The sequence below is a fragment of the Vibrio sp. Of14-4 genome, assembly GCF_022347625.1.
Taxonomy (GTDB): Bacteria; Pseudomonadota; Gammaproteobacteria; order Enterobacterales; family Vibrionaceae; genus Vibrio; species Vibrio pristinus.
On the sequence record NZ_JAKRGI010000005.1, the window covers coordinates 186,366 to 203,740 of the forward strand.

17 protein-coding genes and 1 pseudogene are annotated in these 17,375 nt (G+C 41.6%); 6 read left to right on the forward strand and 12 right to left on the reverse strand.

Translation table 11 applies throughout. The features are described from left to right. Nucleotides 1–464: 464 nt before the first annotated feature. The 4 genes from MHN79_RS07405 to aroG form a co-directional block, all read right to left on the reverse strand. Nucleotides 465–1,160, reverse strand: a complete 696-nt coding sequence (locus MHN79_RS07405; RefSeq protein WP_239172348.1) for a hypothetical protein — start codon at nt 1,158–1,160, stop codon at nt 465–467. Between the two features lie 74 nt (nt 1,161–1,234). Continuing rightward, entirely contained in the window at nt 1,235–1,612 is a 378-nt protein-coding gene (locus MHN79_RS07410; RefSeq protein ID WP_239172349.1) for a DoxX-like family protein, read from the reverse strand. Between the two features lie 98 nt (nt 1,613–1,710). Next, nucleotides 1,711–2,178: a cupin domain-containing protein gene (locus tag MHN79_RS07415; protein ID WP_239172350.1), complete on the reverse strand. Its 468-nt coding sequence runs from the start codon at nt 2,176–2,178 to the stop codon at nt 1,711–1,713. A gap of 382 nt (nt 2,179–2,560) precedes the next feature. Continuing rightward, a complete protein-coding gene (gene aroG, locus MHN79_RS07420; RefSeq protein WP_239172351.1) occupies nt 2,561–3,613 on the reverse strand; it encodes a 3-deoxy-7-phosphoheptulonate synthase AroG in 1,053 nt (350 codons plus the stop codon). A 307-nt stretch (nt 3,614–3,920) separates the two neighbouring features. Between aroG and MHN79_RS07425 the strand changes: the two genes are divergently transcribed. The 4 genes and pseudogenes from MHN79_RS07425 (at nt 3,921) to MHN79_RS07440 (ending at nt 7,328) form a co-directional block, all read left to right on the forward strand. Beyond that, nucleotides 3,921–4,640, forward strand: a complete 720-nt coding sequence (locus tag MHN79_RS07425) for an amino acid ABC transporter ATP-binding protein (RefSeq protein ID WP_239172352.1) — start codon at nt 3,921–3,923, stop codon at nt 4,638–4,640. Between the two features lie 74 nt (nt 4,641–4,714). Beyond that, the gene (locus MHN79_RS07430; protein WP_239172353.1) at nt 4,715–5,515 is read left to right on the forward strand and encodes an amino acid ABC transporter permease; all 801 of its coding nucleotides are present in this window, start codon (nt 4,715–4,717) and stop codon (nt 5,513–5,515) included. Nucleotides 5,516–5,616: 101 nt separating this feature from the next. Continuing rightward, a pseudogene (locus MHN79_RS07435) lies at nt 5,617–6,345 on the forward strand (transporter substrate-binding domain-containing protein); the annotation flags it as partial. A gap of 71 nt (nt 6,346–6,416) precedes the next feature. After that, nucleotides 6,417–7,328, forward strand: a complete 912-nt coding sequence (locus tag MHN79_RS07440; RefSeq protein WP_239172392.1) for an amino acid ABC transporter permease — start codon at nt 6,417–6,419, stop codon at nt 7,326–7,328. A gap of 20 nt (nt 7,329–7,348) precedes the next feature. On the opposite strand, the gene cyoE is transcribed toward MHN79_RS07440, so the two are convergent. From cyoE to MHN79_RS07460, 4 genes are all read right to left on the reverse strand, one after another. After that, nucleotides 7,349–8,245 (reverse strand): heme o synthase, encoded by an 897-nt coding sequence (gene cyoE, locus MHN79_RS07445; RefSeq protein WP_239172355.1) that lies wholly within the window; start codon nt 8,243–8,245, stop codon nt 7,349–7,351. Further along, a complete protein-coding gene (locus tag MHN79_RS07450; RefSeq protein ID WP_239172356.1) occupies nt 8,242–9,282 on the reverse strand; it encodes a COX15/CtaA family protein in 1,041 nt (346 codons plus the stop codon). Before MHN79_RS07450 ends, cyoE begins: the two co-directional genes overlap by 4 nt. Nucleotides 9,283–9,361: 79 nt before the next feature. Next, nucleotides 9,362–9,910 carry a hypothetical protein gene (locus MHN79_RS07455; protein WP_239172357.1) on the reverse strand — a complete coding sequence of 183 codons (549 nt, stop codon included), beginning with the start codon at nt 9,908–9,910 and terminating at the stop codon, nt 9,362–9,364. Further along, the gene (locus tag MHN79_RS07460; RefSeq protein ID WP_239172358.1) at nt 9,900–10,646 is read right to left on the reverse strand and encodes an SURF1 family protein; all 747 of its coding nucleotides are present in this window, start codon (nt 10,644–10,646) and stop codon (nt 9,900–9,902) included. Before MHN79_RS07460 ends, MHN79_RS07455 begins: the two co-directional genes overlap by 11 nt. Here MHN79_RS07460 and MHN79_RS07465 point away from each other — a divergent pair. Next, nucleotides 10,645–10,884, forward strand: a complete 240-nt coding sequence (locus MHN79_RS07465; RefSeq protein ID WP_152432198.1) for a DUF2909 domain-containing protein — start codon at nt 10,645–10,647, stop codon at nt 10,882–10,884. The genes MHN79_RS07460 and MHN79_RS07465 overlap by 2 nt on opposite strands. Nucleotides 10,885–10,889: 5 nt before the next feature. Here MHN79_RS07465 and MHN79_RS07470 read toward each other — a convergent pair whose 3' ends face one another. The 4 genes from MHN79_RS07470 to coxB are packed head-to-tail and all read right to left on the reverse strand — an operon-like array spanning nt 10,890 to nt 15,179. Next, the gene (locus MHN79_RS07470) at nt 10,890–11,774 is read right to left on the reverse strand and encodes a cytochrome c oxidase subunit 3 (protein ID WP_239172359.1); all 885 of its coding nucleotides are present in this window, start codon (nt 11,772–11,774) and stop codon (nt 10,890–10,892) included. Further along, complete coding sequence (locus tag MHN79_RS07475; protein WP_239172360.1) at nt 11,771–12,373, reverse strand: cytochrome c oxidase assembly protein; 603 nt, start codon at nt 12,371–12,373, stop codon at nt 11,771–11,773. The genes MHN79_RS07470 and MHN79_RS07475 overlap by 4 nt, the downstream gene beginning before the upstream one ends. Nucleotides 12,374–12,381: 8 nt before the next feature. Next, the gene (gene ctaD, locus MHN79_RS07480) at nt 12,382–14,028 is read right to left on the reverse strand and encodes a cytochrome c oxidase subunit I (protein WP_239172361.1); all 1,647 of its coding nucleotides are present in this window, start codon (nt 14,026–14,028) and stop codon (nt 12,382–12,384) included. Next, nucleotides 14,025–15,179 carry a cytochrome c oxidase subunit II gene (coxB, locus tag MHN79_RS07485; protein ID WP_239172362.1) on the reverse strand — a complete coding sequence of 385 codons (1,155 nt, stop codon included), beginning with the start codon at nt 15,177–15,179 and terminating at the stop codon, nt 14,025–14,027. Before coxB ends, ctaD begins: the two co-directional genes overlap by 4 nt. Before the next feature lie 354 nt (nt 15,180–15,533). On the opposite strand from coxB, the gene MHN79_RS07490 reads away from it, so the two are divergent. Next, nucleotides 15,534–17,243: a phospho-sugar mutase gene (locus tag MHN79_RS07490; protein ID WP_239172363.1), complete on the forward strand. Its 1,710-nt coding sequence runs from the start codon at nt 15,534–15,536 to the stop codon at nt 17,241–17,243. Nucleotides 17,244–17,375: the final 132 nt, after the last annotated feature.

Below are 17,375 nucleotides of genomic sequence, written 5' to 3' on the forward strand. Positions count from 1 at the left end.
GTATGGTTTCATATTTAAAGGGTAAATTAGCAATTACTGAACTAATAAAAATATGATTAATTTTTAACCTAATGAATATAAAGGTTTTTTCTCATTATTGATATTTATGAAATAACACAAGATCAAGTTCACATTTTTAGAAATTAGATTGGAACTTTTTTGAGAAAGTAGAAAATATCTCTATCAATATAGGTAATCATGCCACTTTAAGCCCCTTATCATTTAAATATCATTAGTCAAAATAACAGCTTAAAAAGGTACAGTATTTATTGTTTCAATAGTCAAAAAATGACATTTTCATATGGCTCATAGGCAAGAGCATCATGGAGAATAAAAACGGTGAAGTGTTGAAATGTATGTTGGTGAAATCGAGTTAGCTTATAAAAGATGTCACCGCAAATTTTCGATGTACTAAAGAGACGGATGTTTGTCGTCATAGCTCAGCCTAAATCGACTGTTTATGCTTATTGTGAGACTGAACCACAAGCTAAAGACTTTGTTACTGCTAAGTTCTGATACCAGTTGTTAAACACCAGTTCAAAATCTTCAAGAATAATACTACCAAAATCATAATCTCGATATTCTTGGCACAGTGCCAAAAGCTTTTGACCATCGTGAATTGGGACCTTAAATCGAATAATCGAACTATGAGCTGCCACTAGGGTATATCGACTATCAAACGTAGCTCTTAACCCTGCCTTAATCAGGTTACTCCGAAGCGCATTTCTGAAACATTGCAAAGCATCATTGACAGGGAAGCCCTGAATAACCACACAGTTTGATGATGCGCTAACACCCCGATATTTAACTTCTATCGTAGATATAGAGCATAAGGCTGACTGGAATATTTCTGCATAGTCTTGGATATTGATGTCGCTAAGCCTGAATTTAGGTATGCATGAGATTACTGAAAGAATAGTTAGGTGAAGTTCATCTAATGGGTGAAAGTACTGATCAGGTTCAATAGTTCTTACCATTTTCTGAAAGTGCATGATTTCATCAAGAACAGAGCGATTACCCTGTTTTAAATATGCTAAAACACTAATACCTCTTCTATTATCCTTCTCAATATTCAATAAGTAAGGATCTAATTCATAATCGTTGCATTCAGACGCTAATTTAAAACTTGTCCACATTTGATCATAAATGCTCTGAATCATCCTTTCTCTAGCCTCTAAAAAATAAAATCCTAATAACAATCAATCCTATTTCTAACTGATTGAAACTTATACACTCAACTCTGCCCAAGTGGTTTTATATTTTTAACTAAAATAAAACTTAATCCAATTAACGGAATATTAGTGGTTACTGGATTAAATGCTTCGACTAGCAATAAGGGCTGTAAAAAAGCAACCAATATGAGTAACCCAATAAGTGCGAATATGTTTAGCATAATGACAAACTTTGAGCGATAGAAAACAAATACGACAACACCAAATATCACTTCAGAAAAACCCGCAGATTTAGTGACAAGATAGGAAACTTCATCTGAAAAACCGAAGCTTCCAGTTAATAACCTTTCCAAAGGTGCAATATGGACAAGTTTAGGGAATATTCCGTGATACAACCAACTAAAACTAATGATGTATCGTGCTATTTGAACTGATGACAACTAGTGACTTCCTTATATATAGTACTTAATTAATCTTAACTCACCTGAATTTAATTGGTGACATCGACTTTGACAGGTAATTTGAAGGGACCATATTATTAATAAGTTGTTCCATCTTTCTTACACGCTATCCACTTACCTGAACTGTTAACTACCCATTTAAAGTCATCGTCTGGGTAGTGAACTTCATCCCCCAACTCGCGACTGCCAATAACAATAAATGTTGCTTGATCACTACTTCGATTAATTAGGTGGTGCCCATTCTCAATACCGGCAGGAAAGCCTGCACACATTCCCGCTCGCATAGTCTGTTCACCATCATCTGTGACCAAACAAAGCTCACCACTTAACACATAAACAAACTCATCAGACTTTGTATGCCAATGTCTTAACGCGGACTGAGCATCAGGCTCTAAAACTTCAAGATTTACTCCAAACTGAGTTAAACCAAAAAGACCGCCTAAGCTTTTACATTCTGCCTGACCAAGTAGAGATTTGAATGGCTCAGGAAATGGATTAGATGTATCGCCTTTCAAACTCAAGGTGTCTTTGACTTTGGTCATCATATTCTCTGTTATAAAGCGCCTAATGAGCTATTGGCTAACTGGTTACCATAATTATTATTAATCCTATAGTATTCCCTCAAATAATCAATAATTTAGACATATTGAATGGTGGATATAACTAAAGTTAGAAGAATTTAAAGAATCACTGTTTTATATTGACTAGCCGAGAACCAATCATAATTTCGTTTCTTATAAGACACTGGAGTTAGGATGTGATTGACAGTTTCACCGCTCGAAATCATAGTTTGTTCTCTGTGTTAATAGTGAGCAAATATCAAAACTCGAATATGTAATACCCGACAAATTCCGAACACTAACTCTATTTTCAGCAATAAAAAAGGCAGATCACTCTGCCTTTACTGTTTCTTTGCATTGTATGGGCTTATCGCTGACGACGCGCTTCTACTGCATCGGCTAGTTGACGAAGAACTTTTTCGGTATCTTGCCAGCCAATGCACGCATCGGTAATTGATTGTCCATAAGTTTCAGCTTTACCATCAGCCAAGTCTTGACGGCCTTCGACCAAGTGTGACTCAATCATCACACCAAAGACAGCATCTTCGCCAGAAGCGATTTGACCAGCCACATCCTCTGCAACTACCATCTGGCGCTGATATTGTTTAGAGCTGTTGGCATGGCTAAAATCAATCATCACTTTTTGCGGCAAGCCGGAAGCTTCTAGCTGAGATTTAATCTCACTCACATGCGCTGCACTATAGTTAGGCTCTTTACCGCCACGCAGAATAATATGACAATCCGAGTTACCTGCCGTTTCTACAATGGCAGAATGGCCATACTTAGTCACTGATAAGAAGTGGTGTGATGCACTCGCACTTCGAATCGCGTCTGAAGCAATTTTAATATTACCATCGGTTCCATTCTTAAATCCGACTGGGCAAGAAAGGCCCGATGCCAATTCACGGTGGACTTGAGATTCGGTTGTGCGCGCACCAATCGCCCCCCAGCTAATAAGATCAGCCACATACTGAGGCGTGATCATATCAAGAAATTCACTTGCGGTAGGTAGACCAAGATCCGTCAAATCAAGCAGAAGCTTACGACCAATGCGCAAACCATCATTGATTTTAAACGTGTCATTCATGTAAGGGTCATTAATAAGACCCTTCCAACCTACCGTTGTACGCGGTTTTTCAAAATACACTCGCATCACAACTTCGAGTCTGTCACCCAGCTCGTCTCGCAAGACCTTCAATCGCTTTCCGTATTCGATTGCCGCTTGTGGATCATGGATCGAGCATGGGCCGACAATCACAAGTAATCTATCATCTTCACCACGAAGAATTTTTGAAATATCTTGACGAGATTGAAAGGTTGTAGAAGACGCTGTCTCAGTAGCAGGAAACTTTTCCAATACCGCTACTGGTGGTAATAACTCTTTAACTTTACTAATTCGTACATCATCGGTCTGGAACATTGCTACGTCTTCCTATTTTTCTTAGCATGAGTAGTGCACTTCATACATGGCACACTTAAATACTCAATTATCGTCTTGGGCTAGGGTGTAACTTATCTATCAAAAACGAACCTTGCAACCATTTTTTCAAATAAAATGCAATATAGTTTCTTTCTTTGGCTTGCACAACATGCGTAAACTCAAGGTTACATCATAAAAATTATGAGTCAACACAAGCTTTTATCACTCACTTTGTTCAAAGTTAGATGCAATATCGTTATGATCTATGTATGGTAAAAATACAATAATATGCGCACTTGGTTTTTGCATGAATGCCGTCGAATTGATAGATGTTAATAAGCAATATGGAGAGTTAAAAGCCCTTACAGACATTCAATTGTCAGTAAAGAAAGGTGAGAAACTAGTGATCTGCGGCCCTTCAGGGTCTGGAAAATCAACGCTCATAAGAGCTGTCAACGGGCTAGAAAGCATTTCGAAAGGTGTAATTAAAGTCTTTGGGCAGCCAATTTCAACTACGCCGTCCGATAAAGTTGATATGGTTTTCCAGCATTTTCATCTATTTCCGCATCTTAGTATTCTTGACAACCTGATACTAGCACCAACCCGAACATTGAATCTTTCAAGACGAGAGGCACTCAAAAACGCCATGCACTTTCTCAACCAAGTTGGTATGACCGATCAGGCTGATCAATTTCCAGTCCAGCTATCAAGTGGCCAAAAACAACGCGTGGCTATTGCTCGATCGCTTTGTATGCAACCCGAAGTGCTACTGTTCGATGAACCAACATCAGCGCTAGACCCGCAGACAAAACATGACGTCTTGAATATCATTACAGATATCGCCAAATCGGGCATGACCATGATATGCATCACCCACGACGTCAGTTTTGCGCAGAGAATAGCAGACAGAGTGGTATTTATGGAGCAAGGAAAAATAATTGAAGTTGCACCACCAGAACAATTTTTCAATCAACCGCAACATCCGAGAGCTCAACACTTTTTAGATCAGTTTATGAGTCACCAATGATTTTAAAAATGTTTAGATCAGTTTATGAGTCACCAATGATTTTAAAAATGTTTAGATCAGTTTATGAGTCACCAATGATTTTAAAAATGTTTAGACCCATTGCTTCTACGGTAGTGCAGATCCTTGTCTTAGTCATCATTTTGGGGTGGGTTCTTGACTCTGGCGCAAAAGCGATGGACTACCAATGGCAGTGGCAAAGAGTACCTGATTTTATTGCTTTTTATGAACAGGGACAGTGGTGGCCTGCCGAGTTAATTGAAGGTTTGATCGTCACCATAAAAATTTCATTTCTCAGCTTGATATTTACCTTGTTGATAGGTGTTGCCACTGCTCTACTCAAACTTTCTGATTCTATCATCGGGCGACTATTGGCAACACTTTACATTGAAGTGATTCGCAACACCCCACTCTTAGTGCAAATCTACCTGCTGTACTTTATTTTTGGTCCTGTTCTAGGCATTGATAGAATGACGAGCGCTATTCTTGCTCTGTCTCTTTTTCAAGGTGCCTACACGGCTGAGATCCTTAGAGGAGGTTTGAATGGTATACCGCGAGGTCAGTTTGAGGCAGCCTCTTCCCTTGCCCTTGGTCCGTTTGTGACCTTTTACAAAATCATATTCCCGCAGTTGTTACAACGTACGTTACCACCTTTAACCAATGAAGTTGTGTCTTTGGTTAAAAACTCTTCTATTGTCAGCGTCATGGCTATTTTTGATTTGACGACAGAAGGGCGCAACATAGTGTCAGAAACGGCTATGCCATTTGAAATATGGTTCACTGTTGCTGCAATATATTTAGCACTCACTCTATCGCTCTCTGGTCTTTCAGTCTGGTTAGAATACAAACTGGGAACTAGCTGGCGCGCTTCAAAGTAGGATAGAAAATGAACATATTTAGATATCAAAAGCTCTCAGTTCATAAAATCTGGGCATCATTAATAACAATAATTTCTATAGTAACTCCAATGTATGTTCAAGCTAGTAACACCCCAAACCTAGATGAGATCAATCAAAGAGGTACTTTACGTGTCGGCATGTCAACATTTGTTCCTTGGGCAATGCGTGACAAACAGGGCGAACTAATCGGATTTGAAATTGATGTGGCGAAACGTTTAGCAGCAGACTCAGGTTGGAAAATTAAGTTTGTTCCTACCGCTTGGGATGGCATTATTCCAGCTCTTTTGGCGAAGAAATTTGATGTCATTATTGGCGGAATGAGCATAACGGATGAGCGTTCTAAAAGTGTGCTTTTTACCCAACCCTATTCACATTCCGGTGTTCAAGTTGCTGCCAACAAACAACTAGCTGAAGGGTTTTCGAAAATCAGTGACTTTAATTCAAGACGTATCAAAATTGCAGCACGACGAGGGGCCTTTACCGTTCAAGTCGCCCGTGAGGCTTTCCCGAAAGCAAAAATTCTTCAGTTTGATGACGAAGCTCAAGCCTTTCAGGAAGTTCTAAATGGAAACGCACATGCAGTTATTGCCTCTAGCCCAAAACCCGAACATGAAGCCGTAAAACACGCTAATACCTTGTTCATCCCCTTCAACAAACGTCTATCAAAAGGCAATGAAGCTTTTGCGGTTCGTTTAGGCGAGACGGATAAACAAGCTTTCTTTGATCATTGGATCAATGATCGAATTGAAGATGGATGGCTAGAACAGCGCTACGAGTACTGGTTTTCTACATTAGATTGGCAAAAATAAATAAGCAATTGACGCCTATCTATTTATCCCAAAACCTGAGCAGATAGTTAGAATGAGACAATGATGTGGATATAACCAAAACCTTAAGCCCCCAAAAGCCTGAAAAGAAGCCCTGCCTAAAATTGAATAGACTGGACTTAGCGATATTGTTTGCCGTCAGCATCGCTGGAATTTGGATATATCACAGATCTGAGGTCGGCATTGAGTATATTTGGCGCTGGAAGGAAGCAGTGATTCTCATTTTTACTCCACGTGCTGACGGCAGCATTCCCTATTTTTTTCAGGGTGTGATCGCGACATTAAGGCTAAGCTTATGGGGGGTATTTTTAGCACTCCCTGTCGGTGTTCTGGTTGGCTTATCACGACATTCCTCTATTTATCTACTGCGCTCTATAGCCAATATGTACATATTGCTTATCCGTAATATCCCACCGCTTGTCTTCGTATTTATATTTTACTTTTTTATCTCTAATCAGCTCATCCCGGGATTAGGCCTAGACAGTGTATTGCGAGATGGTTCTGAAACAACTCAAATTTGGCAAATTTGGTTGTTTGGACCCAAGCCTCTATGGGAAAACTTACTTTCGGGTGTTCTGTGTATCAGTATTTTATCTTCGGCTTATATTGCTGAAATCGTTCGTTCAGGTCTGGCAAACATACCAAGAGGTCAATGGGAGGCGGCAGATGCTCTCGGACTCTCAATGTGGGCCAAATATCGATTTGTTATCGCACCACAAGTACTCATAACCATTACGCCTGCATTGGCAGGACAAGCCATATCCTTAGTAAAGGATACGTCTATTGTATCTCTTATTTCTATTCAAGAAATGACGTTTGTAGGCACCGAAATGGCTAACTCATCTGGCCTAATCTTTGAGATATGGCTTATCGTGGGTGCTGTTTACTTGATATTTTGCGCAACATTTTCTGCTTTATTCAAAAGGCTAGAGAAAAAGAGTTTAAAATTCCAAAATTCCCGCTAAGAATTTTGAAATAGATAAGTTCATACAAAATAGTGGTCAACTAATAAAGCTGAGAATAATAGCATCAGATGCCATATTGAAAACTTAAACGTGGTGATTGCCTGATTCTTGGATGGTTCAAATTTTAGCTTCCACGCATGATACATAAATAGAACTGACAGAATAGTTGCGCTCACTAGATAAAACACCCCAGCCATACCTACCAGCACAGGTAATAAACAGACAACAAACAGCAAGATCGTATACAGTAAAATAGACGTTTTTGTGTATTCTTCCCCATGAGTAACTGGCAACATGGGTATTTCAGCTTTGGCATAATCTTCTTTACGATGGATTGCTAATGCCCAAAAATGAGGTGGTGTCCAAATGAAAATAATCATGACAAGTAGCCATGCATTGGCATGTAGTTCACCTGTCACTGATGTCCATCCCAGCAGAGGTGGCATAGCCCCTGCCATACCTGCGATGACAATATTTTGTGGCGTTTCTCGTTTTAAGTACATAGTATAAATCGCCGCATACCCAAGTAAACTTGCAAAAGTCAGCCAAGCCGTAAGACCATTAACACCCACGTATAAAACCAAGAACCCAGCTAAACCCAAGCCACTCGCGAATACAAACACATTGCTCGTCTGAAGCTCTCCTGACGGTAATGGCCGTTTATATGTCCTCGCCATTATGGCGTCAATTCGCCTATCGATTAAATGGTTAAAGGCTGCAGCTGAACCCGCCATAAAGGCAATCCCGACCAAACCTAGTATGGCTTCCTGTATAGGTAATACGCCGGGAACCGCTAAACACATACCCACTAAAGCCGTCAGTAGCATCAATGCAACCACTTTAGGTTTGGTCAAGGTCAAATAAACTCGCCATAGGGAGCGCTCTTGTTCGGATACTCGGCTGATGGTGTTATTCATAGCTCTCTCTCCTTGCCGATAAGGTTGGAAATCGTCAGATCATCAACTACTTCTTTGCGCCATAGTTGAACATTGGCGTGTAAAATAGAGACAAGTAATAAGACCGCAACTAAATTATGCGCAACTGCAATAACCATAGGAAGGCTATACACAACATTGGTGATGCCAAGTCCTATCTGAAACGTCAATAAGCAACACAATCTCAAAGCCGTCCATTTTAAGCTGGAAATTTTTGTCAGTAGTAAAGAGACTATCAAACACAAAGATACAAGGGTAAGCAGCATAGCTCCAAATCTATGCGTGACATGAATAGTCATCCGAGCGCCATAATCAAGCGTACCAAATTCATAACTTGGCTGCTCTGGCTGAATAAAGGTAAATGCACCGTCGAAATCAAGATACTCTTGCCAGTTACCCTCACAAATTGGTAAATCTTTACACATCAAAGCCGCATAGTTAGAAGACGTCCATCCACCAAGCGCAATCTGAATAATGGCCAAGCATAGTGTTATTGAGGCAAGCCACTTAATACCCTTAAGATAGGGCGGTAGCACTTCTTTTTTCGAAGTAACTTTACCCGACAACTGCCAATATAGAAGTGCAAGTAAACAAAATAGCGTAAATCCGCCAAGAAGGTGCCCCATAACGACAATCGGCATCAATTTCATCGTAACTGTCCACATACCTAGCAAAGCCTGAAAAATTACAACAACAGATAGGGTAATAGGCAATACATTCGATACTTCATCATGCTTAAAAGCTTTTGCAGAAATAGCAAAAATCAGCACACCTAAAATTCCAGCAAAATATCGATGGATCATCTCTAGCCAAGCTTTGTTAGCTTCGATAGTTAAATCAGGATAGAGAGACTCAGCGAGTGCTATTTCATGTTGTTCATCAGGCACTGTCAAATGGCCATAGCACCCTGGCCAATCTGGGCACCCAAGCCCTGCATCTGCCAATCGAGTATAAGCACCCAATAAAATAACAATAAATGTCATGACTAAGGTGACACGAACTAAATTGGTCAATCCCATAACCAAACTCCTTCCATGAAGACCCACTCAACCAGTGAGAGTTGCACTACCAAAAAGACAAGAGACATCGGAAACTGGTTTACCCTACTCTGGATAACTTCAGCAACTTACGTAAATCGGTTAAAATATCTTTGCTTTGATTCACCAAATCCCCTTCACGTTCGACCATCGGATAACGCATTACCAATTGCCCCAGAGGATCCACAATAACTAACTCAAAATCAGAGATCAGATTATGAAACGCATCATTTATCTCAATACGCTGAAATGAGCTCTTATCTATAGCCACACGATCGCTTACCTCAGACAATAAAAGCACTGGAGTGACACGATTTTGATATTTACCTAAGGCGATATGACTTTGACCAAGTAAATGAACTTGCTGGTAACAAAACTCATTGCACTTGGCTGGCACTACATATCCCAGTTGCCATTGCTGACCGGAGTAAGGATTGTTGATTCCTAAGTTTTCATAGCTTTGTCTGGGTTCAATAAGTTGGCCTTTATTGGTCACGCCAGATTCATACCATTGGTTTACCAAAAAAAACTTAGCAACTACCGCTGGCAGAGCAAAAAAAGTTAACAAAGCCACGAGCATTACCCTACCCCGAACAACCTTACTCACCATTTTGCTTCTCCCTTCTTCTGAACGACCTAACTAAGACCCAAAATACTAAAATTAGTAATGCTGTTGCCATACTAAACCACTGCACGGCATAGCCCAGATGTTTACTTGAACTAAGGGGCAGAGGCTGCCATGGTTGGGGATAAGGCCAACCGTCTACTAAAGGTTGGAGCAAATAAGGTTCAATATCTTTTCCCCAAAGTTCACCAAGCTCTTCAATGTTCAAATTTTGAATTCTATTTTGTCTGCCAGTTTCTAAGTAGAGTCTGTCACTTAGTGGGTTCACTGAGCGTTGGTATAACCGCGCTACGAGCGATATTGGCGTCATTATCCAAGTGACTTCGGGTAGCTTTGCGCGTTCTTCTTTGGCAGGGACAAATCCTCTTTCAACTAATATTACCCTTCCAGTTGCTGATTCCATCAATTGATAGGCGAGATAGCCCACTTCTCCCTTAAAAACTTGGTTATCAAGTAGCAAATATTTGTCTGCAATAGGTACTAACTCTGCAATAACTTTTATCCCGGTCCAGTATTCAACACCTACCGAATGTAATTCGTCTAACGAGACAACTGAAGATTGATCGCGCCTTAATAACTCGTGCTCAATTTCAGCTTTCTCTTTGTACCGTCCAAATTGCCAAAAACCTAGGTTGACCAAAATGGAAAATACAACCAAAGTTAAGATCATCCCCACCCAAACTGAACTACTTTTCAACGACATAAATAGGGAAGACGTCATGGTATTGATCTTTAAATCGCTATTGGTATTGCTACTGCTTTTTGTCATTATAAATCTCGCAAAAGCGATGTTCGAAATGGTAAAAGGTCCTCAAGCAGATGAAGAGGGCAACACTGATAACAATAAACCCATGAGTCATTACCTTGGACGACGAGTTCTTCTTTCCGCTCTGGCCGTAACCCTTCTCATAGCCGCTCTTTTAACCGGAGTTATTGAGCCTAATTCACGCCCCTATTAGTCAACTTAAAGCACATAAACAAACACAAACAAGCTTAACCAAACAACATCGACAAAATGCCAATACCAACTTCCTGCTTGAAATGCGAAATGATCTTTAGGTGTGAAGTGGTCTTTGGCTATACGAGCTAACAGTATGGTCAGAATAATGGTTCCCAACAATACATGCATACCGTGAAAGCCAGTAAGTAAGAAGAAGGTATTACCATACACTCCTGACTGTAGAGTCAGGTCTAAATCTTGATAAGCATGAACATATTCAACACCTTGGTAATAGAGGAAGAATCCGGCCAGTACGATTGTCAGCTCAAGCCAAACAATCAAAGCCATACGCTTATTTTGCTCCAAACTGATATGAGCCATATGCAAGGTAACAGAGGACACTAATAATATGATGGTGTTTGCCAAGGGAATACCTTGCCAACCCATAGCTTGTGTCGTTGTTCCATCTGGTGTTGTGGTCAATGGCCAAAGTGCTTCAAATGCCGGCCATAGCACCTCATGAGTCATAGCATTGTTACTTGCACCGCCAAGCCAAGGTACAGAAATCATCCTAGCGTAAAATAGTGCTCCGAAAAAGGCGCCAAAAAACATGACTTCAGAGAAAATAAACCAACTCATGCCTTGCCTAAATGACCGTGACATTTGATCTGAATATTTCCCTTCCATGGACTCTGTAATGACACTACTAAACCAGCCAGCAAACATGTAAAGAAGAAATAGGAATCCAGACAGCAGTATAAACTTGCCAAATATACTACCTCCACCACCTTCTGCCATATTCTGTACAGTTAACCCTGCACCAACGGCAATCAAAAATAGTGAAACGGCGCCAACAATTGGCCAACTACTTTGTGCCGGAACATAATAAGCTTGCTTTTTTGAACTCACGGCTTCGCTCCTTGCTGTATGAGATCGCCACTAGGTTCAACTCGCGCCACTTCTACAGACTGAGGAACCTTATTTGTAATATCATAAAGGGTGTAAGACAGTGTTAGCGTGTGTATCGTATCTGGAATATCAGGCTCAATGTAGAAAATCAGGGGCATTTCTGCCGTGGCGAGACTTTCCAGAGGTTGATGGTTAAAACAAAAACACTCAATTTTATTAAAGTACGACGCCCCAAGCCCAGGAGAGACGGAAGGAACCGCTTGCCCAATTATCGCCGTCGATGAGTTGTTTTTAGCGACAAATGCTGTCTGAATCACCTGACCCGGGTGCACATCTAAATATTGCTCCTCGGGTTTAAACTCCCAAGGGATACCCTGATTAAGATGTGCCATAAATTCGACTCTGATGACTCGATTGGTATCTGGCACCATGCCTTGAGGTTGTATCGACGCTTCGCTGTTTGTCTTACCGTTAATCCCCAAGGTATCACACATCACATCGTAAAGAGGCACGAGTGCAAATCCAAAACCAAACATAGCCAATACAGCAGCAAATAGCTTTAGCGTGAGTTTGTTATTTGATTGCGCTTGTTCATCCATCGGACCCCCTAATCAACCTTTGGTGGAGTTGAAAAGGTATGATGAGGAGCAGGACTTGGGACTGTCCATTCCAAGCCCTCCGCTCTATCCCAAACTTTTGCCTCTGCTTTTTCTCCTCCTCGAATACATTTAATCACTACCCAGAGGAAAATTAGCTGAGACAAACCAAAAGCAAAACCACCAATCGACACTATCTGATTGATGTCGGCAAACTGAATTGCATAATCTGGTATGCGTCTTGGCATTCCGGCTAATCCAACAAAATGCATCGGGAAAAACAAGACATTAACCGAGATAACAGAGCACCAAAAATGCCACAAACTCAGTCGGTTATCGTACATATAGCCCGTCCATTTAGGTAGCCAATAGTAAGCGGCCGCCATAATTGAGAACACAGCACCAGAAACCAGAACGTAATGAAAATGTGCAACGACAAAATAAGTGTCATGATACTGAAAATCGGCAGGAACAATCGCTAGCATCAAGCCGGAAAAGCCACCAATTGTAAATAGTATAATAAACGCAATGGTAAACAACATTGGGGTTTCGAACGTCATTGCGCCGCGCCACATAGTCGCAACCCAGTTAAAGACTTTAACCCCAGTCGGCACCGCAATTAACATGGTGCAATACATGAAGAAAAGCTCTGCGAATACCGGCATTCCCGTTGTAAACATATGATGTGCCCACACTAAGAAAGACAATAAAGCAATGCTACAGGTAGCGTAAACCATCGAGTGATAACCAAAGAGTTTTTTTCCACTAAACGCGGGAATAATGGCTGAGACTATCCCAAAAGACGGTAATATCATGATATACACTTCTGGATGACCAAAGAACCAGAAGATGTGCTGGAACATCACTGGATCTCCTCCCCCAGCCGCATCAAAAAACGATGTCCCAAAATATTTATCCGTTAGCACCATGGTCACTGCCCCTGCCAATACAGGCATCACAGCAATAAGTAAGAAAGCGGTGATCAACCAAGTCCAAACAAACATTGGCATTTTAAACCAAGTCATACCAGGGGCTCTCATGTTTACAATAGTCACTATGACATTGATTGCTCCCATGATAGAACTGATCCCCATAATATGAACCGCAAACACAAACAGAGCAGTGCTGTCTGGACCATAAGTTGTAGAGAGCGGCGCGTAAAAAGTCCAACCAAAATCCGGGCCGCCACCCTCAGTAAACAGTGAAGCCAGCAAAATCAAGAAGGCAAAAGGTAAAATCCAAAAACTGAGGTTGTTCATTCTTGGTAAGGCCATATCAGGCGCACCAATCATAAGGGGAATCATCCAGTTTGCTAGGCCGGTGAAAGCAGGCATCACAGCACCAAAAACCATAATCAGACCATGCACTGTGGTCATTTGATTGAAAAACTGTGGCTCCACTAGCTGTAATCCGGGCTGAAATAACTCTGCACGAATTATCATCGCCATAGCACCGCCAGTGAGAAACATAATAAAGCTAAACCAAAGGTAAAGTGTCCCGATGTCCTTATGGTTAGTCGAGTATATCCATCGCGCTATCCCTTGAGGCGCATCATGATGATCATGATCATCAAGAGCGATGGTACTGTTGGCGCCAACGAGTTCCGCATCTGTCGCTGGTGCTGATTTTACGCTTTCGGTAGGTTTGGACGTTTTCATTGTCCCTCCTTGGCAGCTTTAAATGCATTCACATCGGATGCCTGTACAAGATCACCCATGTTGTTTCCTAATCCATTTCTCTGATACGTCACAACCGCAGCAATTTCTTTATCGGACAATTGGTTGGCGAACGACTGCATGGCTGTACCTGAGCGGCCGTTAACGATAATATCGATGTGATCTGAGACTTTCCCTGTTGCAATCTTACTGCCCGTAATTGCCGGAAATGCACCGGGAATACCAGCCCCACTCGCTTGGTGACAAACCGCACATCGGTCAATGTAAATCTTGCCGCCAATCGACATTAAATCTTCTTTAGATAATGATGCGGTTAGAGAAGCCGCAGCTTCTTGCTTCGCTTTTTCTATTTCAGCTTTTTTTGCTAATAGCCAAGCGTCATAGTCTTCTTCTTCCATCGCTTGAACAACTATCGGCATAAAGCCATGAGCTCGACCACACAGCTCCGCGCATTGACCTCTGTAGATACCCGGTTTGTCTATACGGGTCCACGCTTCGTTAATAAAACCAGGAATGGTATCCTTTTTCACAGCAAAGTCTGGAACCCACCAAGAATGGATCACATCATCAGACGTCATCAGGAATCGTACTTTTCGGTTAATGGGCAAAACGAGAGGATTATCAACTTCTAGCAGATAGTGAGCACCTTTGTCTTCAATACCTTCTATCTCTTTTTGGCTGGTCGCCAGCAAACTGAAGAAGTCTACATCTTCACCAAAATAGCTATAGTGCCACTTCCACTGCGAACCAGTGATTTTAACCGTTAAATCGGATTGAGAAGTGTCCTCCATCGCAACGAGAGTGCGAGTGGCCGGAATCGCCATTAGGACCAAAATAATGATGGGAATGACAGTCCAAATGACCTCAACTTTTGTGCTTTCATGAAAGTTTGCAGCTACAGCGCCTTTAGACTTTCTATGGTGATACATGGAGTAGAACATCGCCCCAAAAACCACAACCGCGATAGCACAACAGATATAAAATATTAGCATGTGCAAGTCATAGACCTGACTGCTGATTTCGGTTACACCTTGAGTCATATTCAATGAGGACTGTTCAGCACTCACTTGTGTAGCAAAACCAAGTAACAACACATTGATCAGTTGCCACAGTATTACCTGTAATCTTTTCAAAAGATCTCTCCTCTTTCTTGAGGCATCATCTATGACGATTTCACCAATACGCCTACAACTTGCTGACGCAAAAAAGTCCTATTGGGCAAATGGGTTCAGGAAATACGTTAAAAACAACAAATTTTATTAGTTTTGTTATATTTATGTTATCAAAAGCTAGTTGGCGTTTCGGGAATATGCAAGAAAGTGCTACCGGAAATGTCGACTAGTTTTGCTGATTAAGGTCAACCTCGATCACAATATTTAATTTAACGATTGCTCTCTCGCAAATAATGACCAATTTCACTTAATATCACATGATTGATTTTCCAATTTCATTCACTCAAGACACTAAGTGTCAGGGTAAGATAAGTTATGAAGCAACAAGTTACTCATTGGTTAGAAAGAGACCCAGATCCACGCACGCGCGAAGAACTAACACAGTTAGTCGATGATAAAGACGAGCAAGAAATCGCAGACCGATTTAGTCAGCGATTAGAGTTTGGAACAGCAGGGCTGAGAGGTAAAGTCGGTGCTGGGCCAAACAGAATGAATCAGCTCGTAATTCAAGAAACTGCCGCGGGCCTAGGCCACTATTTGATTAACAATGTTAAAGATGCCAAGCAACGAGGCGTCGTGATCGGCTATGATGGCCGTATCGATTCTAAACAGTTCGCTCACAGCACAGCTTCCGTTCTCACAGCGCTGGGCATAAAGGTATATCTGACTCACGATGTAGCGGCAACGCCTATCGTTGCTTTTGGTGTTAAACAATTAAATTCAGCGGCTGCGGTAGTCGTGACAGCAAGCCATAATCCACCGGAGTATAATGGCTTTAAAGTCTATTGGGAAAATGGTGCTCAGATCATTCCTCCCCATGATTCAGGGATTGCTTCAGAAATCGAGCAAGCAGCGGTTCAACCAATACCGCTTATGTCTCTAGAACAGGCTGAAAAAGAAACGCGACTCGTGTGGTTAACAGAAGAATACTATGAGTCTTATCGCCAAAGCGTTAACAGTAATCCTGTGCTTGAATACCGGCCAGATACAGCGCAGGTTTCTATTGCTTATACCGCGATGCATGGCGTTGGTGCCCCTATGGCAAAAACCTTACTCACTGACGCGGGTTTCACATCTGTTTATAGCGTTGCAGAACAAGAAATACCCGATGGTACATTTCCCACTGTAAACTTCCCAAACCCCGAAGAAGCAGGGGCGATGGATATGGTGATCGCTTTAGCTAAACAACATAATGCAGATATTGCGTGTGCTAATGACCCAGATGCCGACCGATTCGCCGTTGCGGCAGTCAAACCGGATGGAAGTTATCAAATGTTAACCGGCGATCAAGTCGGGGCGCTTTTTGGTCATTACCTGCTGAATCAGACTCAAGCTTCAAAACAACTAGTCGGTAATACGGTTGTCTCTTCTAGCTTACTGGAGAAAATAGCCCGTTCTCATAATGCAGAGTACTACCAAACTCTGACTGGCTTTAAATGGCTAACTAACGTTGCAATGACAAAAGAGTCAGCTGAAAAACAATTCCTTTTCGCATATGAAGAAGCGCTTGGCTATACCATAGGTAATAAGGTGTGGGATAAAGATGGTTTGTCAGCGTTAGTAGCATTTGCACAATTAGTTGCAGAATTAAAACAACAAGGTAAAACCGTTTGGGATCAGCTAGAGAATATCTATCGTGAGCACGGCATGTACATTAATGCTCAGCATAGTACTGCGCTAGATCCTAATGCTCCCCCAATTGGAGATAGACTCCGAGCTGAGCAACCAAGCCATATTGCCGGCAGGAAGGTAACTGAAATAGACGATCTACAGCTTTCGACCCGTTATCATGCTGACGGTACAAGCAACCCGATAGATCTTCCTCCTAGTGATGTACTTATCTACCGTTTGGACGGAGGAGCTAGAGTAATTGTTCGCCCTTCAGGCACCGAGCCTAAGCTGAAATGCTACTACGAAGTCGTAGAAGAATTCAGCATCGAAGACAGCTTCGCTTCAGCAGAAGCTCGCGCAGAGCTCTCTCTCGATGTGCTTATTAGCGAGCATCAAACAAGCCTAGATCACTAGACCTTATGGCTTGATGTCAGCTTGCATTACACTATATGTAAGCTGACATGCTATCGAAACACTTCATATCGATTTTGCGACGACAAAGTCAACCTAATATTTAGATGCTGTCTATACTTGATGTTAACAACG

Bases quoted from the DNA above. Each gene is read 5' to 3' on its own strand.
- MHN79_RS07405 (WP_239172348.1), bottom strand. From the start codon at position 1,160: ATGATTCAGAGCATTTATGATCAAATGTGGACAAGTTTTAAATTAGCG.
- MHN79_RS07415 (WP_239172350.1), bottom strand. From the start codon at position 2,178: ATGATGACCAAAGTCAAAGACACCTTGAGTTTGAAAGGCGATACATCT.
- aroG (WP_239172351.1), bottom strand. From the start codon at position 3,613: ATGTTCCAGACCGATGATGTACGAATTAGTAAAGTTAAAGAGTTATTA.
- MHN79_RS07425 (WP_239172352.1), top strand. From the start codon at position 3,921: ATGAATGCCGTCGAATTGATAGATGTTAATAAGCAATATGGAGAGTTA.
- MHN79_RS07430 (WP_239172353.1), top strand. From the start codon at position 4,715: ATGATTTTAAAAATGTTTAGACCCATTGCTTCTACGGTAGTGCAGATC.
- cyoE (WP_239172355.1), bottom strand. From the start codon at position 8,245: ATGAATAACACCATCAGCCGAGTATCCGAACAAGAGCGCTCCCTATGG.
- MHN79_RS07450 (WP_239172356.1), bottom strand. From the start codon at position 9,282: ATGGGATTGACCAATTTAGTTCGTGTCACCTTAGTCATGACATTTATT.
- MHN79_RS07455 (WP_239172357.1), bottom strand. From the start codon at position 9,910: ATGGTGAGTAAGGTTGTTCGGGGTAGGGTAATGCTCGTGGCTTTGTTA.
- MHN79_RS07465 (WP_152432198.1), top strand. From the start codon at position 10,645: ATGGTATTGATCTTTAAATCGCTATTGGTATTGCTACTGCTTTTTGTC.
- MHN79_RS07460 (WP_239172358.1), bottom strand. From the start codon at position 10,646: ATGACGTCTTCCCTATTTATGTCGTTGAAAAGTAGTTCAGTTTGGGTG.
- MHN79_RS07475 (WP_239172360.1), bottom strand. From the start codon at position 12,373: ATGGATGAACAAGCGCAATCAAATAACAAACTCACGCTAAAGCTATTT.
- ctaD (WP_239172361.1), bottom strand. From the start codon at position 14,028: ATGAAAACGTCCAAACCTACCGAAAGCGTAAAATCAGCACCAGCGACA.
- MHN79_RS07490 (WP_239172363.1), top strand. From the start codon at position 15,534: ATGAAGCAACAAGTTACTCATTGGTTAGAAAGAGACCCAGATCCACGC.